Genomic DNA, 19,831 nt, shown 5'->3' on the forward strand with positions numbered 1-19,831 from the left:
TAATAGGCAAGGAGTTGGAATCATGAGCGATATTCAAATTCAACCAGAACTTCGTACAGCTGGGGGAGAAGCACTCTCCATTCATCGCGATGGTGAATGGATTGGAGATGTTTATCTCATTTATAGGGAGAGCGATTGGCTAACTGGAACCATCCATCTTGATGAAGAATATGTGGATGAAGAGGAAATAGAGGAGATCGCCAGTGAAATTCAACCCTATATTACCAATCTCTCCTTTGCATTAAATATTGTTGATTATGCCATACATTTATACCATGGACAATATTCCCTTTTAGAGGATTACTTTGACGAAGGTTTGGATGACGATGAGATCGAGATACTCGTCGAGGATGAAAAAGAATATGAACGATGGATTGTAGGGCAAGGAGAGCAGGGAATCGAATATCAAATTTACGACGAAGAAAAAAACCTCGTTGCGGAAGCGGTTGTTGATATTCAAGGGACTCGGATCGTGGGAGAAATCAATTTTTCGGAAGATCCTTCCGAAGAAGAAATGGAGAATATTGAAGCTCTCCTCCTTAAGGATTATGATCATGAACTCATTGATCAATATAATTTCACCTATTTCATAAACGGTACGGAATACCAGGAAGTAGAAATCGAAACAGACGTAGACGAAATTCCGATAGAGGAAGTTCAGTTACTGGAGCGAATTGGGCTTGAAAGTGATGATGAAGTTGAGGAGAACGAAAAGGTAGAGGTCGTCTACGACCTCGTTGACCCGCAGGATCATCAATTGGCAGAGGCTACCTTTATTTATTCCGAAGATGGGGTCGATATTAACGTAGAACTGATGATTAAACCGACAGAAGATACAACCTACCATCTCATGCAACAAGTGTTTAAAGAAGCCTTGACCGCTCCGATCGAATGGGTGAATATCCGGATGTACCACAATGGGAAAGTAGTGGATGGATTCCATTTTGAACGAGGAAAGGAAATGTCACCGTTCAAGTAAAATCAAGAAAAGTCCTTCATCTAGGTTGTGAAGGACTTTTCTTATAGATTTTGTGAGGAATTTGTCCCTCATCCTACAAATTTTCAATATCAATACTGATAATCCCATCAATATCCCGAATATCGTGGTAAACGTCTGCTGTAAACCTTTTTTCGTTGACGGTAATAATCAAATTGACGCGATGAGTTTCCTTTTTTTCAGGCTCGTGCCCTAAGTCTCGGATACGGATATTTTTTATCTTAATACCCTTTGCCTTGATCTGGTCCATGACTTCGATAATCCGGTTATCGGCCTTTTCCATAATTAAATCAAGTCGTATTTCCTTTTCGCTCAAGGCTTTTGGGCCAATAATCTTGAGGATACGAGGCAAGAGTTCAACGCTAATAATAATCAATAAAAGTCCCACGCTTGCCTCAATAAAAAAGCCCGCTCCGGCTGCGATCCCTAATCCAGAAGCCGCCCAAATCATCGCTGCTGTGGTTAGCCCCATGATCACGTCGTTGCTTTTTCTTAGAATTACCCCCGCCCCAAGGAAACCTACCCCAGAGACGATCTGCGCAGCCAAACGCATGGGATCCATTACGTGTACATAAGGTACAGCAAAGCGATCTGCCGATTCAATGGAAACAATGGTAAGAAGACAGCTGCTTACACAAATTACAAGGGAGGTTTTTAATCCTAACGGTTTTTTACGCAATTCCCGTTCTAAGCCGATAACCATCCCTAATACAACAGATACTGCAAGTTTGATTAAGATAATACTATTTACCATAAACATGAAGACATTCAACCTTTCACAGTGAACGTTTCTTACTTGATCGGATTATAGCATATATACTAAGTTCTAAAATAGTCCCTAAATCTTATGCCGTATGACGGATTGTTGCTGTTAAGAAGGAAATACTATGCAAAAGATCACTTCAGATGGGATTTCTTGCTTTCACTGGGAATTAAGGTACAATAAGATGTTGTAACTAAACGGTTTAAGAAGGAGAAATATATGTCGGGTTTTACAAAATTTGGATTAAAGAAAGAACTGCTGGACGGTATCAAAGATTTATATTATACGGAGCCAACCCCTATTCAAGAACGCACAATTCCGCTAGCTTTGGAAGGGAAGGATTTGATTGGGCAGGCACAGACTGGGACAGGAAAAACGGCTGCTTTTGTTATTCCGTTGCTGCAAACAATGGAGCTTAACTCCCGCTCCATCCAGGGGTTAATCATGACACCCACAAGGGAATTGGCGATTCAAATCGGCAATGATGTGGCTGAGCTCGGAAAGCATATGGGGGTCCATGTGCTCACACTTCATGGCGGTAAGGATATTCAAGCGCAAATCAATCGATTAAAAGACCAAACCCATATTGTTGTGGGAACGCCGGGAAGAATTCTTGATCATATGAAACGGGGAACCCTCCACTTTGGAAGAATAAAAATGTTGGTATTGGATGAAGCGGATAAAATGTTAGAAATGGGATTTCTTGAAGATGTTGAGGAAATAATTCTGCAATCGAATAAAGACCGGCAAACCTTGCTTTTTTCCGCTACGATGAACGACCAGGTGAAGCAGCTGGCCCGACGTTTTATGTTCCAACCACCCCATATTAAAATTGAAGCAAAACAAGCCACTGCGGAAAAAACGAAACAATATTACTATGTAATGAACCAAAGCGATAAAATAGAAGCCTTACCATCTCTCCTTAAGGTATTGAAGCCCTATTTGGCTATTATTTTTGTCAATACACAGGACCGGGTGGAGCATGTCACAGAGAAGCTGCAAATGCAAGGATTTGAAGCAAAGGCCCTGCATGGTGGTTTATCACAAAAGAAACGCGAACAGCTAATGGATGAATTTCGCAATATTAAATTTCAATATCTTGTTTGCACGGATATTGCTGCGCGCGGTGTAGATGTCGAAGGGGTTACACATGTGATCAATTTTGATCTACCGTCAGATCCTGAAAGCTATATCCATCGTGTTGGACGTACAGGTAGGGCAGGCCAAGAGGGAACCGCGATTACGTTTGTTTCCCCACGTCAAAAAGCGATTATGCAAAAAATTGAAAAGGCGATTAAACAAACGATTGAAGAGAAAGTCCTAACAGGTGTCAAAGGATTTGTTGAGGTTCCAGGACGAGAGAAGTCAAAAAGAAAACCGACTGAAAAGGTGGAACGACGCGCCAAAACAAATGAAAACCAGACGATTGCTTCCCAAGAAAAACCGGGAAAGAAGCAAAAAGTAAAGCCTGGGTATAAGAAGAAAGCCATGTTGGAGCAAGTCCGCCAGGAGAAGAGAGAAAAGCAGAAACAAATCAGAGAGAGAATTGTGAAGGAAATCCGCTCTAGAAAAGCTAAAAGCAAAGCGTAACAGAGAGTCTCTCTCCGTTACGCTTTTTTATTTTCTAAAGCCACCTTAACCCCTTTGGGTAATGGTTCTTCATTTGACCGTTGGCCACCTTCCCCCAACCAAGCGGATAGCCATCCACACAGACGACCGTCCAGCCTTTTTCTGTCGAATCATTGATTAAGGATTCTCCTTTTAGGTACCGCAGAATTTGTTCACTGTCCTGGGAAAATGATTGGGATTGTCCTATTTCCCATGGCCGTAGGGCGAGTGCCAATGCGTGGCTAGGCTCGAATCTCCCTTTTTTTAAGGTGCCTAAGTGTAAACCAGGTCTGACAACCTTCAGTCTGTTTAGCTCAGGACTGTGTGGTGGCAATAAATAAAGCTGATCACCAAATTGGATATAACCTGTTTCGGGGAACGAGGATTGAAGAAATTCCTTTTGGTATGCTTTCCATAATTGAAGTGATTCTTTTGCAATGGGAGAAGATGCTGCCTTCCGCTGGGAAATAATTTCTCCATCCTTTTTTTGCAGTTTGGCTATGAAATGCCCTTCCCCTTTGAGATGGTGCGGCCATAATCTGACGGTATGCTGGAGATCATCCCTGTTGTTTCCCCATTGCGGATTTCCGGAAGACATACCGTGCTCCTTTTCAATTCCAAGCAGTTCAAATTCAGGCTGCCTCTTCAAAAATTGGGCAATCGACGACTCGTTCTCATTAGGGGAAAAGGTACAGGTTGAGTACACCAGTACGCCTCCCGGCTTTAGCATTTGTGCTGCATCATCCAAGATTTCAGCTTGGACGTCAGCACATTCCTGTACTTTTTGCGTTGACCAATCAGTACAAGCTTCCGCTAATTTCCGAAACATTCCTTCACCGGAACAAGGTGCATCGACCAGGATCCGATCGAAGAATGCGGGGAAACGCTCCGCCAGACGTGCAGGGGTTTCGTTCGTAACGAGTGTATTTTTAATTCCGCAGCGCTCGATATTTTCGGAAAGAGATTTGACCCGATTCCCATAGATTTCATTGGCGATTAGTAATCCTTCTCCTTGCAGATAGGCAGCAATCTGTGTTGATTTGCCTCCGGGTGCTGCACAGAGGTCTAGCACTTTTTCACCCGGTTCAGGCTGCAAAACCTCCACAACCGACATGGCACTGGGCTCCTGGATATAATATAAACCCGCTGCATGATAGGGATGTTTTCCTGGTCGATTCTGTTCAGTATAATAGAAACCAGATGGGCACCATGGAATTGGTTCTAACGAAAAGGAAGTTTGTGATAAAAACTGCTCCACACTCAATTTTAATGTATTTACGCGGAGGCCTTGATAGGCGGTCTCCTGGTACGACTGCTCGAATTCCGGAAACTCTGAATCCAGCATGTTTTTCATGCGTTCTAAAAACATTTCAGGTATTTTGTTCATTCCTTGCACCTCTACTAAGAATTAACAATATTTTACCCTTGAAAGACGATTGTTAGAAGCCTCAAAATAGAAGGAGGATGAAAAAGGGAAACCAGTGATAAAGGTAGAATAAAAAACATAGGGTTAGATGGAAAGTAGGTGAATGGGTGGAGGTTCTATCACGAGTTGAAAAAAATAGGCAGATGAAACATTCAGAGCCGGGAATTGTGGAAGGAATCCCCTGGATGATTCTTTATATCGCCGTTGTTTACGCGATGCTTAACTACCTACGAATTCCCACGGAGATTCGTTTTTTGCAAACCATGGAGATCAGTTTGTTTTTTAGTTGTATTTTATTTTTAGACCTTTATTTGTTAGCCTTTGCTTTTATCACCGGAAAATCAACCCATGATATAAACAAGGTTGCCCAAGCTAAAATATTCATCATCTTCCTTTGGGTTATTTGCCTGATTTATCACTTTGCACTTTGGATTTTGATACAGGCTGGCTTATCCCAGGTTTATTTCTACTTTGGACTAGCTCTAACCCTGGGCGCTCTGATGATGACCTTAAGTCATTTTACTTCTTACTTTTACTTTGTGAAACGAAATTCGTTCTATTTGGCAAAAGGAAGAATAGTGGAAAATCGAAAAGAAGCCTATGAAAACTTGAAACAGATTTTATATATGTATCACCTTGTTCAAGACGTATCCTACAAAAGTCCAGAAGTTAAGCAAATGCTGCGCTGGAATCACTTTGATACAAGGCTGGAGCATTTTATTTCCGAGGTAGGCGTTTTTGTTCAGGAAACTTCCTTTACACAAGAGGATTTGGACAAGCTTACAGAAATCAAGGCCTGGGTAGAGAATTTGGTGATGATTATTGGACAGCATCCTTTGCATAAGGATCTTATGAAACAAATGATTTGATGGAAGGTCCCTTTGTCGTTTTTGCGATGGGGGATTTTTTTGCTTTGTAAAGATTTTAAGGGGAAAATGAAGTATAGTAAAATAATGAGAGAATAGCAGCTATGAAATGAAAACGAAAAAGGAGCTTATTATGGGAGTGAATGTTGAACAAATATTGGAAATGGTTCGGAGCGGTTCCATCAGTGTGGCCGAAGCCGCGGAAAAGCTTAAAGGATATGAAGAAATGGGCTATGCGAAATTGGATCACCGCAGACAAAAACGAAAGGGTTTTCCTGAAGTTATTTTTGGCGAAGGGAAAACGGTGGACCAATTATACGAGATTTTTCTTCGGTTAAAAGAAAAGAATGATACCGTCCTTGCGACAAGGGTCGATGCAGAAAAAGCGGACAGAGTCCAGCAAACCGTTGCAGATGTGCAATACAATCGCGATGCGCGGACACTTCTTTGGAAAAGGCAGGAGGGTCCTCGGTACCCGGGGTATGTTGCCATTGTTTGTGCTGGTACTTCCGATTTCCCTGTGGCAGAAGAGGCGGCAGTAACTGCTGAAGCCTTCGGCTGCAATACAGAGCGTATTTATGACGTTGGCGTTGCCGGGATCCACAGACTGTTTGATCAGCTTGATAAAATCCAGCAGGCAGATGTTGTCGTAGTTGCCGCCGGAATGGAAGGGGCATTGGCCAGTGTTGTGGGGGGACTTGTTTCACGACCGATCATCGCGATTCCAACGAGTATTGGATATGGGGCTAATTTCGGCGGGCTTTCCGCACTACTAACCATGCTGAATTCATGCTCAACAGGTGTTTCTGTTGTTAACATTGATAACGGTTTCGGAGCAGGTTATAGTGCTGGGGTTATTATTAAAAACAAATATGAAAAGGGGATCTAGCAGTGAGAGTTCTCTATTTTGACTGTTTTTCCGGGATCAGTGGGGATATGACATTGGGAGCTTTGGTTGACGCCGGAGCCAATCCAAAGAAAATTGAAAAAGGGTTAGAGCAATTGCTCGGTCAACGCGTGCAACTTACTTTTGAACCAGTGGTGAAAAAGGGAGTTTCCGCGAAGAAATTACGAATTTATATTGGGGATCAGGAAGTTGTGGACGGACAGGCACATGGGCATAGTCATGGTGAGGGGCATAGCCACAGTCATGAACATGGTCATGGTGAGGGGCATAGCCACAGTCATGAACATGGTCATGGGGAAGGGCATAGCCACAGTCATGAGCATAGTCATGGTGAAGGGCATAGCCATGATCATGAGCATAGTCATGGTGAAGGGCATAGCCATGATCATGAGCATAGTCATGGTGAAGGGCATAGCCACGACCATAGTCACAGTCATGGACATGAGCATCGCCATTATAGTGACATTGTGAGAATGATTGAAAAGGCGGAATTCTCTCCTTACATAGAAAAAAAATCCTTAGCCATTTTTAAAGAAATTGGCTTGGCAGAATCGAAGATTCATAATATCCCATTGGATCATGTTCATTTTCATGAAGTCGGGGCATTGGATTCGATCGTTGATATCGTTGGAGCATGCCTTGCCCTTGAAGATCTAGAGATTGAGCGGATTTTTGCTTCAGCTGTAGCTGTTGGAAATGGGTACATAAAATGTGATCACGGAATCTACCCCATTCCAGCCCCGGCTACATTGGAAATGATGAAAGATATTCCGATTCGCTATACAGAGGAAAAAGGGGAATTAACAACTCCAACAGGTGCTGGTATTCTGGCAGCTTTGGTCGACCAATTTTGCCCTATGCCCCCTTTTACAGTGAAACAAATCGGCTATGGTGCAGGGAGTAAGGATTTAGCTCAGCAGCCTAATGTTTTGCGGGTAGTCATTGGGGAGATGGAATAATAGTTTAGAGCAGGTAAAGGGAAGGATTAATGGCTTCCACGCTCATTGACTTCCACTGAAGAAGTCAAAATTCCTCTTGGAAATGGAGCGGAATGAACTCCACCAGGCCTATGAAGTTCAAAATCTCCTTTGGAAACGGTTGAAATGGTCATCATTGGGTCGATGATGACCAAAATCCTTTTGGAAACGGTTGAAATGGTCATCATCGGGTTGATGATGACCAAAATTCCCTTTGGAAACGGTTGAAATGGTCATCATCGGGTTGATGATGACCAAAATTCCCTTTGGAAACGGTTGAAATGGTCATCATTGGGTCGATGATGACCAAAATTCCTTTTGGAAACGGTTGAAATGGTCATCATCGGGTTGATGATGACCAAAATTCCCTTTGGAAACGGTTGAAATGGTCATCATCGGATTCCATGGACCAGGATCCCTTCTAGGGATCGTCCCCCTTGTGGTTTGAACATTTCTAATCACGATCTTTCCGCAGCACAAACAACCACATAAAACTCAAGGCCTGCCGTAATTCTAAGGATAGTGCTCCCGCCATTCGATCCGTCACTCCGCGCTTATAAACTCCCTCTTGGTCGATGATCAAGAAGCCGTTTTCTTCAACGAGTCGGGCGAATTCCCAGGGCATCATGCCATTGCATATCACATTTTTTCCGTAAAGTCTTTGGTAACTATGCTGTCTCGGGGCCGCGGTGGGGCCGAGAATGCCGATGCAAGCCACTCCGCCTGAAAGCAGTACCCGTTTTAATTCCAGCAATCCTGCCAGAGGTGATTCAATCCACTCCAGGCAATTAATCGAGAGGATTCCTGCGAAGATTCCATCATCAAAGGGAAGTCGAACGACATCAGCCTGCATGAATTGTAGAGCCAATCCTTCCTTCATTCTGCTGCTCGCTTTTTTTACCATTTCATCGGAAAGATCAATTCCAGATACATTGAATCCTTGTGAGGCTAATTTCCACGCGCCATATCCATCACCACACCCTGCATCGAGGATGGGGCCATTTGTTGCATCAACGTGTTTCGTAAATAATGGAAGAATTGTTTTGCGACTGCCCCTTTCCCACATTTCTTCACTGTTTTGCTGCCAGCGATCTGACATGCTATTCCACTGTAGATGACTTTCCTTATGCCATTCGAAGGACATTAAACCCACCCCTCCTCCTTTGAAATAGGGGTTAGCCCCCGTAATACTTGCTCTATTCGTTATTTATTCCCTCCCCTAATCCTTTATCCTGCAATAATTCCCCCGAAAGGGAGGATTTTTTAATCCCATGAGGAATAAACTAGGAATGATACTTGGGAAAAGGTGAGAACTGATGTTAGACATTCAGGAACTATCGAAAAAGGCTGTTGATTGGGCAAAAGAGGCCGGGAAAAAGAGTATAGAACTTCGAAAAAAACAAATAAAGATAAAATATAAAAGCTCACCATCGGATCTTGTCACGGAGGTTGATCAGGAGATCGAGAAATTTTTAATCGGTCAGATTCTTTCCTCTTATTCAGATCACGGGATTGTCGGAGAAGAAGGATTTTTTAAAGGAGATCCGAAGGAATACGATACACTTTGGATTATCGATCCGATTGATGGAACAACAAATTTTGTACACCAACAAGTAAACTATGTCATTTCGATTGCGGTAGTACATAAAGGAGAAGGGCTGATTGGGGTTGTTTATGACCCTACCCGAGACGAGCTGTTTTTTGCAAAAAAGGGGGAAGGGGCCACTTTAAATGATCGTCCTATCCATCTGCAAACCCCTGTCCCTCTTAGAGAGGGACTCATTTGCACAAGTCTTTTCTGGAATCAAAGGACGGAGAAGTTGGGATTGGACCATTTGGTTGATGAGTTGCCAAGAAGCTGCCGAGGAATTCGTATATATGGTTGTGCTGCATTGGAGATGGCGTATGTTGCGGCGGGACGTGTTGATGCCTACATAAGCCTTTCTTTAAACCCGTGGGATTTTGCTGCTAGCAAAATCATTTTGGAGGAAGCCGGTGGAATTACCTCAACCATCGATGGAAGCACTCTTACCTTCGAAAAAGCCAATTCAGTAGTCGCCAGTAACCCCTTTCTCTATAAGGAATTAATGGAATTCGTGGCAAGAAACTAATCTCTTCCATAAAAAATAGCTTGCATAGGGAATCGAAATGTTTCATAATTACTACGGTGTAAAATATTGCGTTGTTTTATGTGGGGGAACCAACGAAAAAAATATCCACATTTCCAAAGATGACAATTGGCACCACTCCCCTCTGGTGAATGTTTTTTCACCTGCCAGGAATGAGTGGTGTTTTCTTGAGTCTCCTCATGTCAACGTAAATAGGAGGTTTTTACTTTGGCAGCAGTAGAACATGATTATGGGAAATACACAGGGATTCGCTTTGATACACAGGATGAAACGGCGATTATGACCGACATTCTTGAAACGATTCCTTACGAATATGTAGGGAAAAGGACTGAAGTTGTGATACCAACCAATGAGTTCACATCCGTTTGTCCCTGGTCTGGACTCCCTGATTTTGCGGATATCAAGATAACTTTTATTCCGAATCAATTGCTTATTGAAATGAAATCTCTAAAATACTATTTAACATCCTATCGAAATGTTGGGATTTATCAAGAGCATGCGACGAACCGGATTTTAAAGGAACTTGTTGCTGTTTGTGATCCACTCTACATGAAAATTGAAGCAGATTGGAACGCACGCGGGGGTCTGGGAACAAAAGTCGTGGTTGAATATACCAAAGAAGGGTAAAAGAATATGCAAGGTCCGATGACTTTTATTGAGGTGAAGGACTTTTTACGCCGCTTTGGGGTGGTCATTTATACGGGGGATGCCCTCGGCGATTGCTTACTCATGGAAGAAGAGTTAAAGGAGCTTTACGAGGCTGGATTAGCAGATGATGACATGTATCGCAACGCCTTGATGGGGATTCGCAGAAGAGTATCCGAATTGAATAATCCTTAGGTCGGAAGGTGCATTTTGCACCTTTTGCTCGTTGTTATGAAACTTTTTGCTGGTTTTATGAGTATTAAATAGATAAAGAGAGAAAAATAGTTTTCCAAATTAAGTGGGGGAGAAAAATGAAAAAACGCAAAAAAAGCAAGAAAAGCAGGACGAGGCGCTGGCTGTTTTTGTTCACGATTTTATTGCTCGTTGCGCTGATGGCTGGCTGTACAGCAATCCTATCAGCTGGAAATGCGTTGATAGATAAGGGGAAGGTAAAAGAACAGGTTGAAGGATCCGTTATTTATGATAAAGACGGAAAAGAAATGGCTAAGCTTTATGTGGAAAATAGGGAATATGTCGAGTTCAAAGAGATCCCGCCCTTATTGGTAAAGGCTTTTGTCAATACAGAGGATGAGCGCTTTTTCACTCATAAAGGGGTAGACTTGATCTCCATTGGTAGAGCCTTGTACAAGGATATACGTGCAGGAGCAGCGGTTGAAGGTGCGAGTACCATCACGCAGCAGCTGGCAGGAAATGTATACCTTGATCGACGGGAAATGTCACTATTAAGAAAAACCAAAGAAGCACTTATCGCGATGAACCTGGAGCGTAACTACTCCAAGGAAGAAATATTGGAATTTTATTTGAATGAAATCTATCTAGGTGGAGGGGCATACGGAATTCAGGCGGCTTCTAAGCTTTATTTTGGAAAAGACGTGAAGGATCTGAATCTGGCTGAGATTGCCACCCTTGCTGCCCTTCCTAAAGCACCTAACAATTATTCTCCGATAAACAACTATGAAAAATCGGCAGAAAGACGTAAGGTCGTTTTGAAATTGATGGAGAAAAATGGAAGCATTTCGGCGGAACAACGAGAAGAAGCAAGCAATGCCGAGCTTCAGATTGTTGGTAACCAGAATAAGGCAAATCAAGCATACAGGTCTTTTATTGATTATGTCCTCAAAGAGGCAGAAGAGAAATACGGCATTAGCGAAAGCGAGCTGTATCGGGGCGGTTACCATATTTATACGGAAATGGATACGCAGGCTCAACAGGCTATGGCGAATGCTTTTAATGACCCGAACCTGTTCCCGTCCAGTCAGTCGGCGGACCCTGTGCAAGGAAGCATGGTCATTACTGATCCCCATACTGGTGGAATTGCAGCCATGATGGGGGGAAGAGACTATGTGGCGAAGGGAATGAACCGGGCATTGGCAAAACGGAGTCCTGGATCCACCTTTAAACCTTTAGCTGTGTATGCTCCGGCATTAGAGAATGGTTGGGAACCCTATAGCTTGCTGAAAGACGAGAAAATGACTTTTCCAGGTAACTATTCACCAAGCAATTGGTATGGGGATGGATACCTTGGAAAAGTAACCATGATTTATGCATTAGAACAATCCAAAAACGTCCCTGCAGTTTGGTTACTGAATGAAATTGGGATCGATACGAGTTTCCGCTACTTAGATCGATTTGGGATCCCTTATGATAAACAGGCGGATCGAAAACTGGGAATTGCGCTCGGAGGAATGACTTACGGTGTTTCACCTTTAGATATGGCACAGGCTTATGGTGCTTTTGCGAATCGGGGTGTGATGATGGAAGCCCATGCGATTCGCAAGATCGAAGTGGATGGAGAAACGGTTGTTGAGGCGAAGCCAGCTGCATCTACCGTTGTCAGCGAGCAAACAGCGTATTATATGACAGGCATGCTCCGTTCGGTTGTTGACAACGGAATAGGAAAAAGGGCGGCAATGAACCGGCCAGTGGCCGGAAAAACCGGAACGACACAAGAACCCGGTACAAACGGCAACCGTGACGCTTGGTTTGTGGGTTATACACCCGAATATGTCGGGGCGGTATGGATGGGATATGATCAATCCAATTCCACTACCAATTACTTGCGAGAGGGAAGCGGTTTTCCTGCTAACTTCTTCCGTGTGGTGATGACGGAAGCACTAAAAGGAAGAAAGATTCAGGACTTTACCAAACCAAAAGGAGTGCAGAAAATAGAACCGCCTGTAGAGATTCAGGAGATTCAGGATTTATCAGCGGAAAAGGTAGAAGATGCAGTTCAACTGCATTGGACGGGAACACCCGATGAACAGATCCAATATCAGGTTTACCGTTACTTTGAGGATCCTGAGCAGAAGGAAATGATTGGGGAAACAGATTATCAGGAATGGGTTGATCTCGAGGTTCCTGCAGACCGAATTGTTCATTATTATGTGATTCAGATCGATTCTGTAACGGGCAAGGAAAGTGAGCGCTCGAATATCGTGGAATTAGTCCCGGAACAAGAAATTTCCGACGAAGAAGAAGATCTGTTAACACCTCCATTGAGCGATGAAGAATCAGATTTGGATATCCCAATACCAGAAGATGGGGATGTAGAACAAACGGATCCGAATGTTCCAGACGACAATCTACAGGAAAACAGCGAAAATGGGGAACAATCACAACTAGATCAGCTATTGGATCCGAGAGCCCCATCTGAGCAGGGGACGGAGCCTGCACCGGATAAAAAAGACAAGAGGCACAATAAAAACGAGACTCAGAACTAGCCGGGTAAATTTGTTAAGCAGTAATTTTCAAAAACATTCGATTTTCCCTATTCAAATATACTATAATAAGATTAAAGACACACAGGAGGGGAAACGACATGACAATCCGTATAGATCAAGACATTACCAATTATTTTCAAGAGAAACTTAACCGGGCAAAGATAACCTTCGAACGTGCTATTGATTGTAAACATACGGAATTTGATGATCTTTACCCTTATATGAGTGAACATCCGCAATTTTTTTGGTATAAACGTTATGTCGCTTGGCAAGAACTATTAACGATTGCAAATTTGGCTGAAGAGCTAGGTTTGGATTGGAAGACGAATTTCAGCGAACAACAGGTTGGCTTTATCAAAGGAAAAGTAATGGAAGCAAAGGTTCTAGATCAATGGTTTGAAGACCGCGAATAGACTTTAGTAAGGGTATTCCACGGAATACCCTTTTTTTGTATCAAAGGAAAAGGTGTGAAGGTAAAGATGGCCAAAATGAGGGTAGACAAGCTATTAGCAAATATGGGGTACGGGACGAGAAAGGACCTAAAGAAGTTTGCTAAAGAAGGGATTATCCGTGTGGATGGTGAGATTATGAAAGATCTTAGCCAGCATGTGGATACCGAAAGGAACGAGGTCGAATTTGACGGCGAAATCGTAAGGTATCGAGAGTTTGTTTACTTAATGCTAAACAAACCGAAGGGGGTCATCTCAGCAACGGAAGATCATGTGGATAGAACGGTCGTTGATCTTTTGGATCCGATGTACCTGCCCTTTCAGGTTTTTCCCGTCGGAAGATTGGATAAGGATACAGAAGGTTTGCTGATTTTAACAAACGATGGGAAAACAGCTCATGAATTGTTATCCCCTAAGAAACATGTTCCGAAAAGGTACTATGCAGACGTGCAAGGTGAAGTGACAGAAAAGGACCAGAAACTATTTAAAAAAGGAATTACCCTTGATGATGGATATCAAACTTTGCCTGCTAAACTTGAGATTTTGCAAACTGGTCCCGTTTCCAAAATTGAACTGACGATCTTTGAAGGGAAATTCCATCAAGTAAAACGAATGTTTGAATCAGTTGGGAAAAAGGTTGTTTACCTGAAGAGGATTAAGATGGGAAGACTGGAACTTGATCCGCAATTAGCTCTGGGAGAATCAAGAGAACTGACAGATGAAGAATTAGATTTATTAAAAAGGAACGATGACGAATAATTCATGGCATTTTACCCGAAACTAAATGACACTTGACCAAACTGTAACGAGAGGGACTTCTTGTGAAAAAAGTGATTTTCTTCATGATTGATTCGTTGATGCCGCATGTGTTAGACGAATGCATCAGGAAACGTTTGGTACCCGGGTTGAAGTTTCTAATAGAAAAAGGTGTTTATTGGGATCAGTGTACAACCGTATTTCCCACCATGACGGCAACGGTAGATTGTTCGCTAATAACGGGCGAATATGCAGACATCCATAAGATTCCTGCGCTCATTTGGTACAATCCCGAGGAAAAACGGCTAGTTAACTATATAAACGGCATGATGCCTGTCTTAAAGTTGGGGATGTATACTTGTGCACATGATGTCATTTGTTCCTTAAATGAATCCCACTTAAGCAAAAATGTCCATACCATTTACGAGGATTTAGAAAAAGCAGGAAAAACATCTGGATCGATTAATTTGATTGCCCACCGTTCCTCACAAAAGTATCCTGTGAAAATGCCTTTCTTATTGAAGCTGGGAACAATGTTTCGTCCATTTGAAGACGTGAGTGGCCCAGATGTCTTCACTTTAGGAAGGGTGGCTCGAAGCAAGTTGGATCCACCTCTGCCGTGGAGCTGGGATGAAACGCTGATTGGGCACTATGGAATCAATGATCATTTCGCCACGCGGGTTCTTTGCCACTTAATCCGACATCAGATTCTGCCTGATTTTACGATGGTTTATCTGCCTGATAATGATCATAAAGTACATAGAAAACCTAAAGAGGCTTGCCAGATCCTTAAAAAAGTGGATGATAAGATCCAGAAGGTTTTAAACATGTTTTCCTCGTGGGAAGATGCCATTCAAAAGCATGTTTTTATTCTAACAGGAGATCATGGGCAAACCTTAATCGGTCAAGCCAAGGACCATAATATTGATCTGGATGATCATCTAAAGGGTTTAAAAATAGCAGATTATGCAGGACCTGTAAAAGAATCGGATGATCTGGTGATAGCCAATAATGAACGAATGACTAATATTTATCCATTGAAACCCCATGTTGATACAGAAATCATCTATCGACTGCAGCAGGATCCAAGGATCGATCTAATTGCCTACAAGTCTGACCAATGGGTCGAGGTGCGTTCCGGTGGAAAACAAGAAAGCCTTCGCTTTTGTCCAGAGGGAAGCAGCGTGGACATCTATGGAAGAAGCTGGACTTTAGAAGGAAATCCAGCCATCCTGGATTTAGAAATATCAGGGAGTGTGACAGGGGAAAAAGTTTCTTTTGGTGATTACCCCGATGTCTTATCGCGTTTATATGGTGCATTATTCTCCCAATCCTGTCCGATCATTAGCTGTACAGCGAAACCAGGATATGATTTTAAATCTGCGTATTCTCCAACACATCTCGGTGGCGGAAGCCACGGGTCTCTTCATTACATAGATTCGACGGTCCCGCTCATTATTGCGGGCGCCGGCCAAGACAGCCCTTTTGAAAATCCGCGGCTGGTTGATTTAAAGGGGTATATTCTAGACTTATTAACTAAAACGAAGCACGGCTTTTAGCGGATAATGATCAGAATATGGGATTTTTACTACTTCATAACTTACAAGATGGACCTTGGAAGTAGCGTACATATAATCAATTCTTCGATTTAAGGGAAAGACTGTGGAAATAGAGTCTTTCCCTAATTTTTTTGCTGCATCATCAAGTTTAGGGAAAATAGGTGATTCTGTTGTATTAAGATCACCAGCCAAAAGGATTGGTCCTGAAAGGGATGAAACAAGGGAAGATAACATTTGGATTTGCTGTCTTCGTTCATTCTTTGATAGTCCAAGGTGGGTATTTAAAATGGTGAATGCTTGGGAATGGATATTTATCATACACTGGAGAACACCACGCGGCTCTGCGTGACCGGGAAGGGCAATATTCTTCTCCAGTTCAATCGGAAATTTGGAAAAAATGGCATTTCCATAATAACCTGTTCCAATCCTCAGGTTTCCCCCAAAAGAACCAAACATAGATAAAGAATCCCTAATGATTTGAAATTGGTGTCCATGTTTTGGATTATCATGTACTTCTTGAACGGCAAGGATGTCTGGGGGGTTTTTCAAAAAATAGTCAATCATGTTTTGTAGGGATTTACGAAAAAAAATATTTCTGCCGCTATGTATGTTATAAGAATAAATGCAAATCTCCAAAAGAAACCACCCTTTCCTAAGATAAAAACGGATCAACTCTTATTATACGTTTAAAGTTATCCACTTACCCACAGCCATTCTTTATCCACTTACACACATAATGTGGATGATGAAGAACAGGTGGTAAGTAAGGCGCTGGTGATATAGGGAAGAAAAAATGTCGAAGTTAATCACAAATTATTAACATAGATATGTGGACAAATATAGAAATATCTGGTATCCTTAAATTACTAAAATATTGGGAAAAATTCTTGTTTAGGAGGTTTCTATGGAATGGTTCGAAATGGAAATTGAATCTTTGAGGGACATAGGTCTTCTGCAAGAAAAGAAAAAGCAAATTAAGGATTCTGTCATTAATCCTGACTTGAATTGGAATTCGCGAATGGAGCTATATAAACAAGTACAGCTGATCAATATGCGCATCGAGAAATTAAGCTATCGAGCGACATCGTGTTAAATTAAAAGCAGACCAACATTCGGTTTGCTTTTTTCATGCAGAAAAAAGGAAAAGGTCAGCATTTAGGGCTGACCTTTAAGAAATACAATTTTACTTAGATCTTCATAACTCCACCAGTGCTTGCGGATGTAACAAGCTTCGAGTAGCGGGCTAAATAGCCCGTTTTAATTTTTGGCTCAAAGCCAGACCACTGCGCTTTGCGTGCTGCCATTTCTTCTTCAGAAATTTTCGCTTCAAGTATATTCTCATCCATATCAATGACAATGATATCCCCATCTTTAACAAAGGCAAGAGGACCACCCTCAGCAGCTTCTGGTGAAATGTGACCAACGCTTAATCCGCGAGAAGCCCCGGAGAAACGACCATCGGTAATAAGAGCAACCTTTGTTCCAAGTCCCATTCCTACAATCTGTGAGGTAGGAGCAAGCATTTCGGGCATTCCAGGTCCGCCTTTTGGTCCTTCATAACGAATGACAACAACATGTCCTTCCTTAACTTTCCCAGTTGAGATTCCTTCAAGAGCCTCATCTTGAGAATCAAATACAATAGCTGGTCCCTCATGGCGGCGAATTCCAGCATCGACCGCCCCCGACTTAATAACAGCTCCATCAGGTGCAATGTTTCCGAACAGAATTGTTAACCCACCCTTTACAGTATGAGGGTTGTCCAACGGACGGATAACATCTTTATTTAGAACTTCATGTCCAGCAATGTTTTCAGCTAAAGTTTTGCCAGTAACAGAAAGCGTATCAAGGTGTAGGGCACCTTCTTTTTTGCTTAGCTCATTCAGGATTGCCGATACACCACCTGCATTGTGAACATCTTCCATATGGTATTCAGAAGCAGGCGCAATTTTAGATAAATGCGGAACGCGTTGCGCAACTTCGTTAATTCTTTCCAAGGAATAATCAATCCCAGCTTCATGGGCAAGAGCAAGGGTATGGAGAACTGTATTGGTTGAACCACCCATAGCCATATCCAAGGCAAAAGCATTGTCGATTGACTTTATATTAACAATATCCCGAGGTTTCAGGTCCATATCAATTAAGTTCATGATTTGTTTTGCAGCACGTTTAACTAATTCTTTTCTTTCTTCGGAAATAGCAAGAATGGTACCATTTCCAGGTAAAGCAAGACCAAGTACTTCGGCTAGGCAGTTCATGGAGTTGGCTGTGAACATCCCGGAGCAAGATCCACAGGTAGGGCAACCATATTTTTCAAGTTCCTCTAAACCTTTATCGTCGATCTTACCAGATTGATAAGCACCTACCCCTTCAAAAATCGAGGAAAGAGAGATCGAACGGCCGTCTGAAGTTTTACCAGCTTGCATTGGACCGCCTGTTACTACAATACTAGGAATGTTAACGCGCAATGCAGCCATCATCATCCCCGGGGTGATCTTATCACAGTTCGGGATACAAATTAATCCGTCGAACTGGTGTGCAGATACTACGGTTTCAATGGAGTCAGCAATTAATTCACGGCTCGGCAAAGAATAACGCATTCCAATATGGCCCATAGCAATACCGTCGTCTACACCGATCGTATTGAATTCGAAAGGAACTCCCCCAGCTTCGCGGATCGCTTCTTTAACGATCTTCCCAAACTCTTGTAAATGAACATGTCCAGGAATGATGTCGATATAGGAGTTGGCAACAGCAATAAACGGTTTATCCCAATCAGAATCGTCTTGAATGACCCCTGTTGCACGCAATAAACTGCGGTGAGGAGCGCGGTCAAAACCGCGTTTTACTATATCGCTACGCATTCTCTTTCTCATTTTAACTTCCCCCACTTCAAAATTTATTTTCATACCATTCTAACATTTTTTGTCCAAAATGTGTATTGGTTTTATCGTACGACTATCAGATTACTATATTGTGCTATATGTTCCAGCATTTTCTCGCTCAAAGGAATAATGAAGTCTGTTCTTCCTTTTTCAAAAACACCACTTCTATTATAAATCCTTGTTGTCTCCGTTGTAACCTTGTAATAAGAGGAACCGAATGAAGCGGTTACCTTTTCTTCAATATTTGATTGAGGAGAAAAAACCATCTTCCCGGGTTCTAATTCATAAGGAATAATACTTATAATATCAGCGAGACGGATATGGTAGGAATGATGCGGCTTTTGAAAAATGAGCTCCTTCGTTGTAATGGAGCATCCGTATCTTGTCTTGATCTGCGATAATTTAAGTTCACCTTCCAAGGCTTTGATTCGAATGAAGTCTCTATTCAAGCCAATTCACCTCCGTTTTTTAGGGTTAGGGACCAAGGACAGGCTAGGCAAAAGTTTAATTTAGTTTATATGAAGCAGTACTAAGGTTATATAATAAATTTAGTGAAACGAAAGATCAATGGAAACTGTATTTTATTATTCTATTCTAGGTGGAAGATAAAATGACTTTGTACGTGATGAACGCTTAGGAGTTTGGTAAAGTGTCTCCATGATGGAATTTACAGGGGGCGTTGGCTGAAAAAGAGGGCGCCAACCATAACAAGACAGATGTCAAAAAATGTTTGTATAGAAAGAACAATTTTGAGATTGCCACCACCGTATTTGCATGGTATTATAATTCAAGCTGTTTGAGATAAGTTTTTTTCATGTGAAGTGAATTTTTTATGAAAAAGCACTTGATCGCAGCAGTGAAATATGATAGATTATTACTTGTCGCTTCGGGCGGCAGATTGTTCTTTGAAAACTAGATAACGAAATGTAAGTTTTCACCAAATGCGTTTAGTGAGATCTTATGGATTTATCCATTAGAGATCACTTATCCAGCGACCTGTTTTAAGTTAATTAAAGAAACAGGAAGCCGGGATTAGGAAACAAATCCTAACAAAAAAACCTAGTAGGTTAAGCTACAAAGGGCGCACGGTGGATGCCTTGGCACTAGGAGCCGAAGAAGGACGCGG

At 42.2% G+C, this 19,831-nt stretch carries 20 protein-coding genes; 13 read left to right on the top strand and 7 right to left on the bottom strand.

The genetic code is table 11. From position 1 onward, the window contains the following. Nucleotides 1–22: 22 nt before the first annotated feature. Nucleotides 23–979 carry a hypothetical protein gene (locus J2Z37_RS19315; protein ID WP_209811950.1) on the top strand — a complete coding sequence of 319 codons (957 nt, stop codon included), beginning with the start codon at nucleotides 23–25 and terminating at the stop codon, nucleotides 977–979. Nucleotides 980–1,052: 73 nt separating this feature from the next. Here J2Z37_RS19315 and J2Z37_RS19320 read toward each other — a convergent pair whose 3' ends face one another. Continuing rightward, a complete protein-coding gene (locus tag J2Z37_RS19320; RefSeq protein ID WP_209811951.1) occupies nucleotides 1,053–1,757 on the bottom strand; it encodes an MgtC/SapB family protein in 705 nt (234 codons plus the stop codon). Nucleotides 1,758–1,979: 222 nt separating this feature from the next. On the opposite strand from J2Z37_RS19320, the gene J2Z37_RS19325 reads away from it, so the two are divergent. Continuing rightward, on the top strand, nucleotides 1,980–3,350 hold the full coding sequence (locus J2Z37_RS19325; RefSeq protein WP_209811952.1) for a DEAD/DEAH box helicase: 1,371 nt from the start codon (nucleotides 1,980–1,982) through the stop codon (nucleotides 3,348–3,350). 34 nt (nucleotides 3,351–3,384) lie between these two features. Here the strand turns inward: J2Z37_RS19325 and J2Z37_RS19330 are convergent, their stop codons facing one another. Continuing rightward, complete coding sequence (locus J2Z37_RS19330) at nucleotides 3,385–4,755, bottom strand: RsmF rRNA methyltransferase first C-terminal domain-containing protein (protein WP_209811953.1); 1,371 nt, start codon at nucleotides 4,753–4,755, stop codon at nucleotides 3,385–3,387. Nucleotides 4,756–4,901: 146 nt separating this feature from the next. Between J2Z37_RS19330 and J2Z37_RS19335 the strand changes: the two genes are divergently transcribed. The 3 genes from J2Z37_RS19335 (at nucleotide 4,902) to larC (ending at nucleotide 7,526) form a co-directional block, all read left to right on the top strand. After that, nucleotides 4,902–5,663, top strand: a complete 762-nt coding sequence (locus tag J2Z37_RS19335) for a hypothetical protein (RefSeq protein ID WP_209811954.1) — start codon at nucleotides 4,902–4,904, stop codon at nucleotides 5,661–5,663. A 106-nt stretch (nucleotides 5,664–5,769) separates the two neighbouring features. Beyond that, nucleotides 5,770–6,549, top strand: coding sequence for a nickel pincer cofactor biosynthesis protein LarB (gene larB / locus J2Z37_RS19340; RefSeq protein WP_245203954.1), 780 nt, complete (start codon nucleotides 5,770–5,772; stop codon nucleotides 6,547–6,549). A 2-nt stretch (nucleotides 6,550–6,551) separates the two neighbouring features. Next, the gene (gene larC / locus J2Z37_RS19345) at nucleotides 6,552–7,526 is read left to right on the top strand and encodes a nickel pincer cofactor biosynthesis protein LarC (protein WP_209811955.1); all 975 of its coding nucleotides are present in this window, start codon (nucleotides 6,552–6,554) and stop codon (nucleotides 7,524–7,526) included. A gap of 26 nt (nucleotides 7,527–7,552) precedes the next feature. On the opposite strand, the gene J2Z37_RS19350 is transcribed toward larC, so the two are convergent. Together J2Z37_RS19350 and J2Z37_RS19355 are read right to left on the bottom strand one after the other, a co-directional pair. Then, complete coding sequence (locus tag J2Z37_RS19350) at nucleotides 7,553–7,732, bottom strand: hypothetical protein (RefSeq protein ID WP_209811956.1); 180 nt, start codon at nucleotides 7,730–7,732, stop codon at nucleotides 7,553–7,555. A 266-nt stretch (nucleotides 7,733–7,998) separates the two neighbouring features. Further along, nucleotides 7,999–8,688, bottom strand: coding sequence for a class I SAM-dependent methyltransferase (locus J2Z37_RS19355; protein WP_209811957.1), 690 nt, complete (start codon nucleotides 8,686–8,688; stop codon nucleotides 7,999–8,001). A 172-nt stretch (nucleotides 8,689–8,860) separates the two neighbouring features. On the opposite strand from J2Z37_RS19355, the gene J2Z37_RS19360 reads away from it, so the two are divergent. The 7 genes from J2Z37_RS19360 (at nucleotide 8,861) to J2Z37_RS19390 (ending at nucleotide 15,823) form a co-directional block, all read left to right on the top strand. Continuing rightward, the gene (locus J2Z37_RS19360) at nucleotides 8,861–9,655 is read left to right on the top strand and encodes an inositol monophosphatase family protein (protein WP_209811958.1); all 795 of its coding nucleotides are present in this window, start codon (nucleotides 8,861–8,863) and stop codon (nucleotides 9,653–9,655) included. 225 nt (nucleotides 9,656–9,880) lie between these two features. Next, the gene (gene queF, locus J2Z37_RS19365; protein ID WP_209811959.1) at nucleotides 9,881–10,300 is read left to right on the top strand and encodes a preQ(1) synthase; all 420 of its coding nucleotides are present in this window, start codon (nucleotides 9,881–9,883) and stop codon (nucleotides 10,298–10,300) included. Between the two features lie 6 nt (nucleotides 10,301–10,306). Beyond that, nucleotides 10,307–10,513 (top strand): YqgQ family protein, encoded by a 207-nt coding sequence (locus J2Z37_RS19370; protein WP_209811960.1) that lies wholly within the window; start codon nucleotides 10,307–10,309, stop codon nucleotides 10,511–10,513. A 116-nt stretch (nucleotides 10,514–10,629) separates the two neighbouring features. Further along, nucleotides 10,630–13,059, top strand: coding sequence for a transglycosylase domain-containing protein (locus tag J2Z37_RS19375; RefSeq protein WP_209811961.1), 2,430 nt, complete (start codon nucleotides 10,630–10,632; stop codon nucleotides 13,057–13,059). A gap of 98 nt (nucleotides 13,060–13,157) precedes the next feature. After that, a complete protein-coding gene (locus tag J2Z37_RS19380) occupies nucleotides 13,158–13,472 on the top strand; it encodes a hypothetical protein (RefSeq protein WP_209811962.1) in 315 nt (104 codons plus the stop codon). Between the two features lie 75 nt (nucleotides 13,473–13,547). After that, nucleotides 13,548–14,267 (top strand): pseudouridine synthase, encoded by a 720-nt coding sequence (locus J2Z37_RS19385; RefSeq protein WP_209811972.1) that lies wholly within the window; start codon nucleotides 13,548–13,550, stop codon nucleotides 14,265–14,267. A gap of 62 nt (nucleotides 14,268–14,329) precedes the next feature. Continuing rightward, nucleotides 14,330–15,823, top strand: a complete 1,494-nt coding sequence (locus tag J2Z37_RS19390) for an alkaline phosphatase family protein (protein WP_209811963.1) — start codon at nucleotides 14,330–14,332, stop codon at nucleotides 15,821–15,823. Here the strand turns inward: J2Z37_RS19390 and J2Z37_RS19395 are convergent. Continuing rightward, the gene (locus tag J2Z37_RS19395; protein ID WP_342453857.1) at nucleotides 15,797–16,495 is read right to left on the bottom strand and encodes an endonuclease/exonuclease/phosphatase family protein; all 699 of its coding nucleotides are present in this window, start codon (nucleotides 16,493–16,495) and stop codon (nucleotides 15,797–15,799) included. The genes J2Z37_RS19390 and J2Z37_RS19395 overlap by 27 nt on opposite strands. Before the next feature lie 232 nt (nucleotides 16,496–16,727). Here J2Z37_RS19395 and J2Z37_RS19400 point away from each other — a divergent pair, with 232 nt between their 5' ends. Further along, nucleotides 16,728–16,916: a hypothetical protein gene (locus J2Z37_RS19400; protein ID WP_209811965.1), complete on the top strand. Its 189-nt coding sequence runs from the start codon at nucleotides 16,728–16,730 to the stop codon at nucleotides 16,914–16,916. Between the two features lie 94 nt (nucleotides 16,917–17,010). Here J2Z37_RS19400 and ilvD read toward each other — a convergent pair whose 3' ends face one another. Then, nucleotides 17,011–18,696: a dihydroxy-acid dehydratase gene (ilvD, locus tag J2Z37_RS19405; RefSeq protein ID WP_209811966.1), complete on the bottom strand. Its 1,686-nt coding sequence runs from the start codon at nucleotides 18,694–18,696 to the stop codon at nucleotides 17,011–17,013. Nucleotides 18,697–18,767: 71 nt separating this feature from the next. Next, nucleotides 18,768–19,154, bottom strand: a complete 387-nt coding sequence (locus J2Z37_RS19410) for a hypothetical protein (RefSeq protein ID WP_209811967.1) — start codon at nucleotides 19,152–19,154, stop codon at nucleotides 18,768–18,770. Between the last annotated feature and the right edge of the window lie 677 nt (nucleotides 19,155–19,831).

It is taken from the genome of Ammoniphilus resinae (genome assembly GCF_017873965.1).
In the GTDB taxonomy this organism is placed as follows: domain Bacteria; phylum Bacillota; class Bacilli; order Aneurinibacillales; family RAOX-1; genus Ammoniphilus_A; species Ammoniphilus_A resinae.

Bases quoted from the DNA above. Each gene is read 5' to 3' on its own strand.
- J2Z37_RS19355 (WP_209811957.1), bottom strand. From the start codon at position 8,688: ATGTCCTTCGAATGGCATAAGGAAAGTCATCTACAGTGGAATAGCATG.
- J2Z37_RS19385 (WP_209811972.1), top strand. From the start codon at position 13,548: ATGAGGGTAGACAAGCTATTAGCAAATATGGGGTACGGGACGAGAAAG.
- J2Z37_RS19360 (WP_209811958.1), top strand. From the start codon at position 8,861: ATGTTAGACATTCAGGAACTATCGAAAAAGGCTGTTGATTGGGCAAAA.
- J2Z37_RS19380 (WP_209811962.1), top strand. From the start codon at position 13,158: ATGACAATCCGTATAGATCAAGACATTACCAATTATTTTCAAGAGAAA.
- J2Z37_RS19315 (WP_209811950.1), top strand. From the start codon at position 23: ATGAGCGATATTCAAATTCAACCAGAACTTCGTACAGCTGGGGGAGAA.
- ilvD (WP_209811966.1), bottom strand. From the start codon at position 18,696: ATGAGAAAGAGAATGCGTAGCGATATAGTAAAACGCGGTTTTGACCGC.
- J2Z37_RS19320 (WP_209811951.1), bottom strand. From the start codon at position 1,757: ATGTTTATGGTAAATAGTATTATCTTAATCAAACTTGCAGTATCTGTT.
- J2Z37_RS19370 (WP_209811960.1), top strand. From the start codon at position 10,307: ATGCAAGGTCCGATGACTTTTATTGAGGTGAAGGACTTTTTACGCCGC.
- J2Z37_RS19350 (WP_209811956.1), bottom strand. From the start codon at position 7,732: ATGATGACCATTTCAACCGTTTCCAAAAGGATTTTGGTCATCATCGAC.
- J2Z37_RS19330 (WP_209811953.1), bottom strand. From the start codon at position 4,755: ATGAACAAAATACCTGAAATGTTTTTAGAACGCATGAAAAACATGCTG.
- J2Z37_RS19400 (WP_209811965.1), top strand. From the start codon at position 16,728: ATGGAATGGTTCGAAATGGAAATTGAATCTTTGAGGGACATAGGTCTT.
- larB (WP_245203954.1), top strand. From the start codon at position 5,770: ATGAAAACGAAAAAGGAGCTTATTATGGGAGTGAATGTTGAACAAATA.
- J2Z37_RS19325 (WP_209811952.1), top strand. From the start codon at position 1,980: ATGTCGGGTTTTACAAAATTTGGATTAAAGAAAGAACTGCTGGACGGT.
- J2Z37_RS19375 (WP_209811961.1), top strand. From the start codon at position 10,630: ATGAAAAAACGCAAAAAAAGCAAGAAAAGCAGGACGAGGCGCTGGCTG.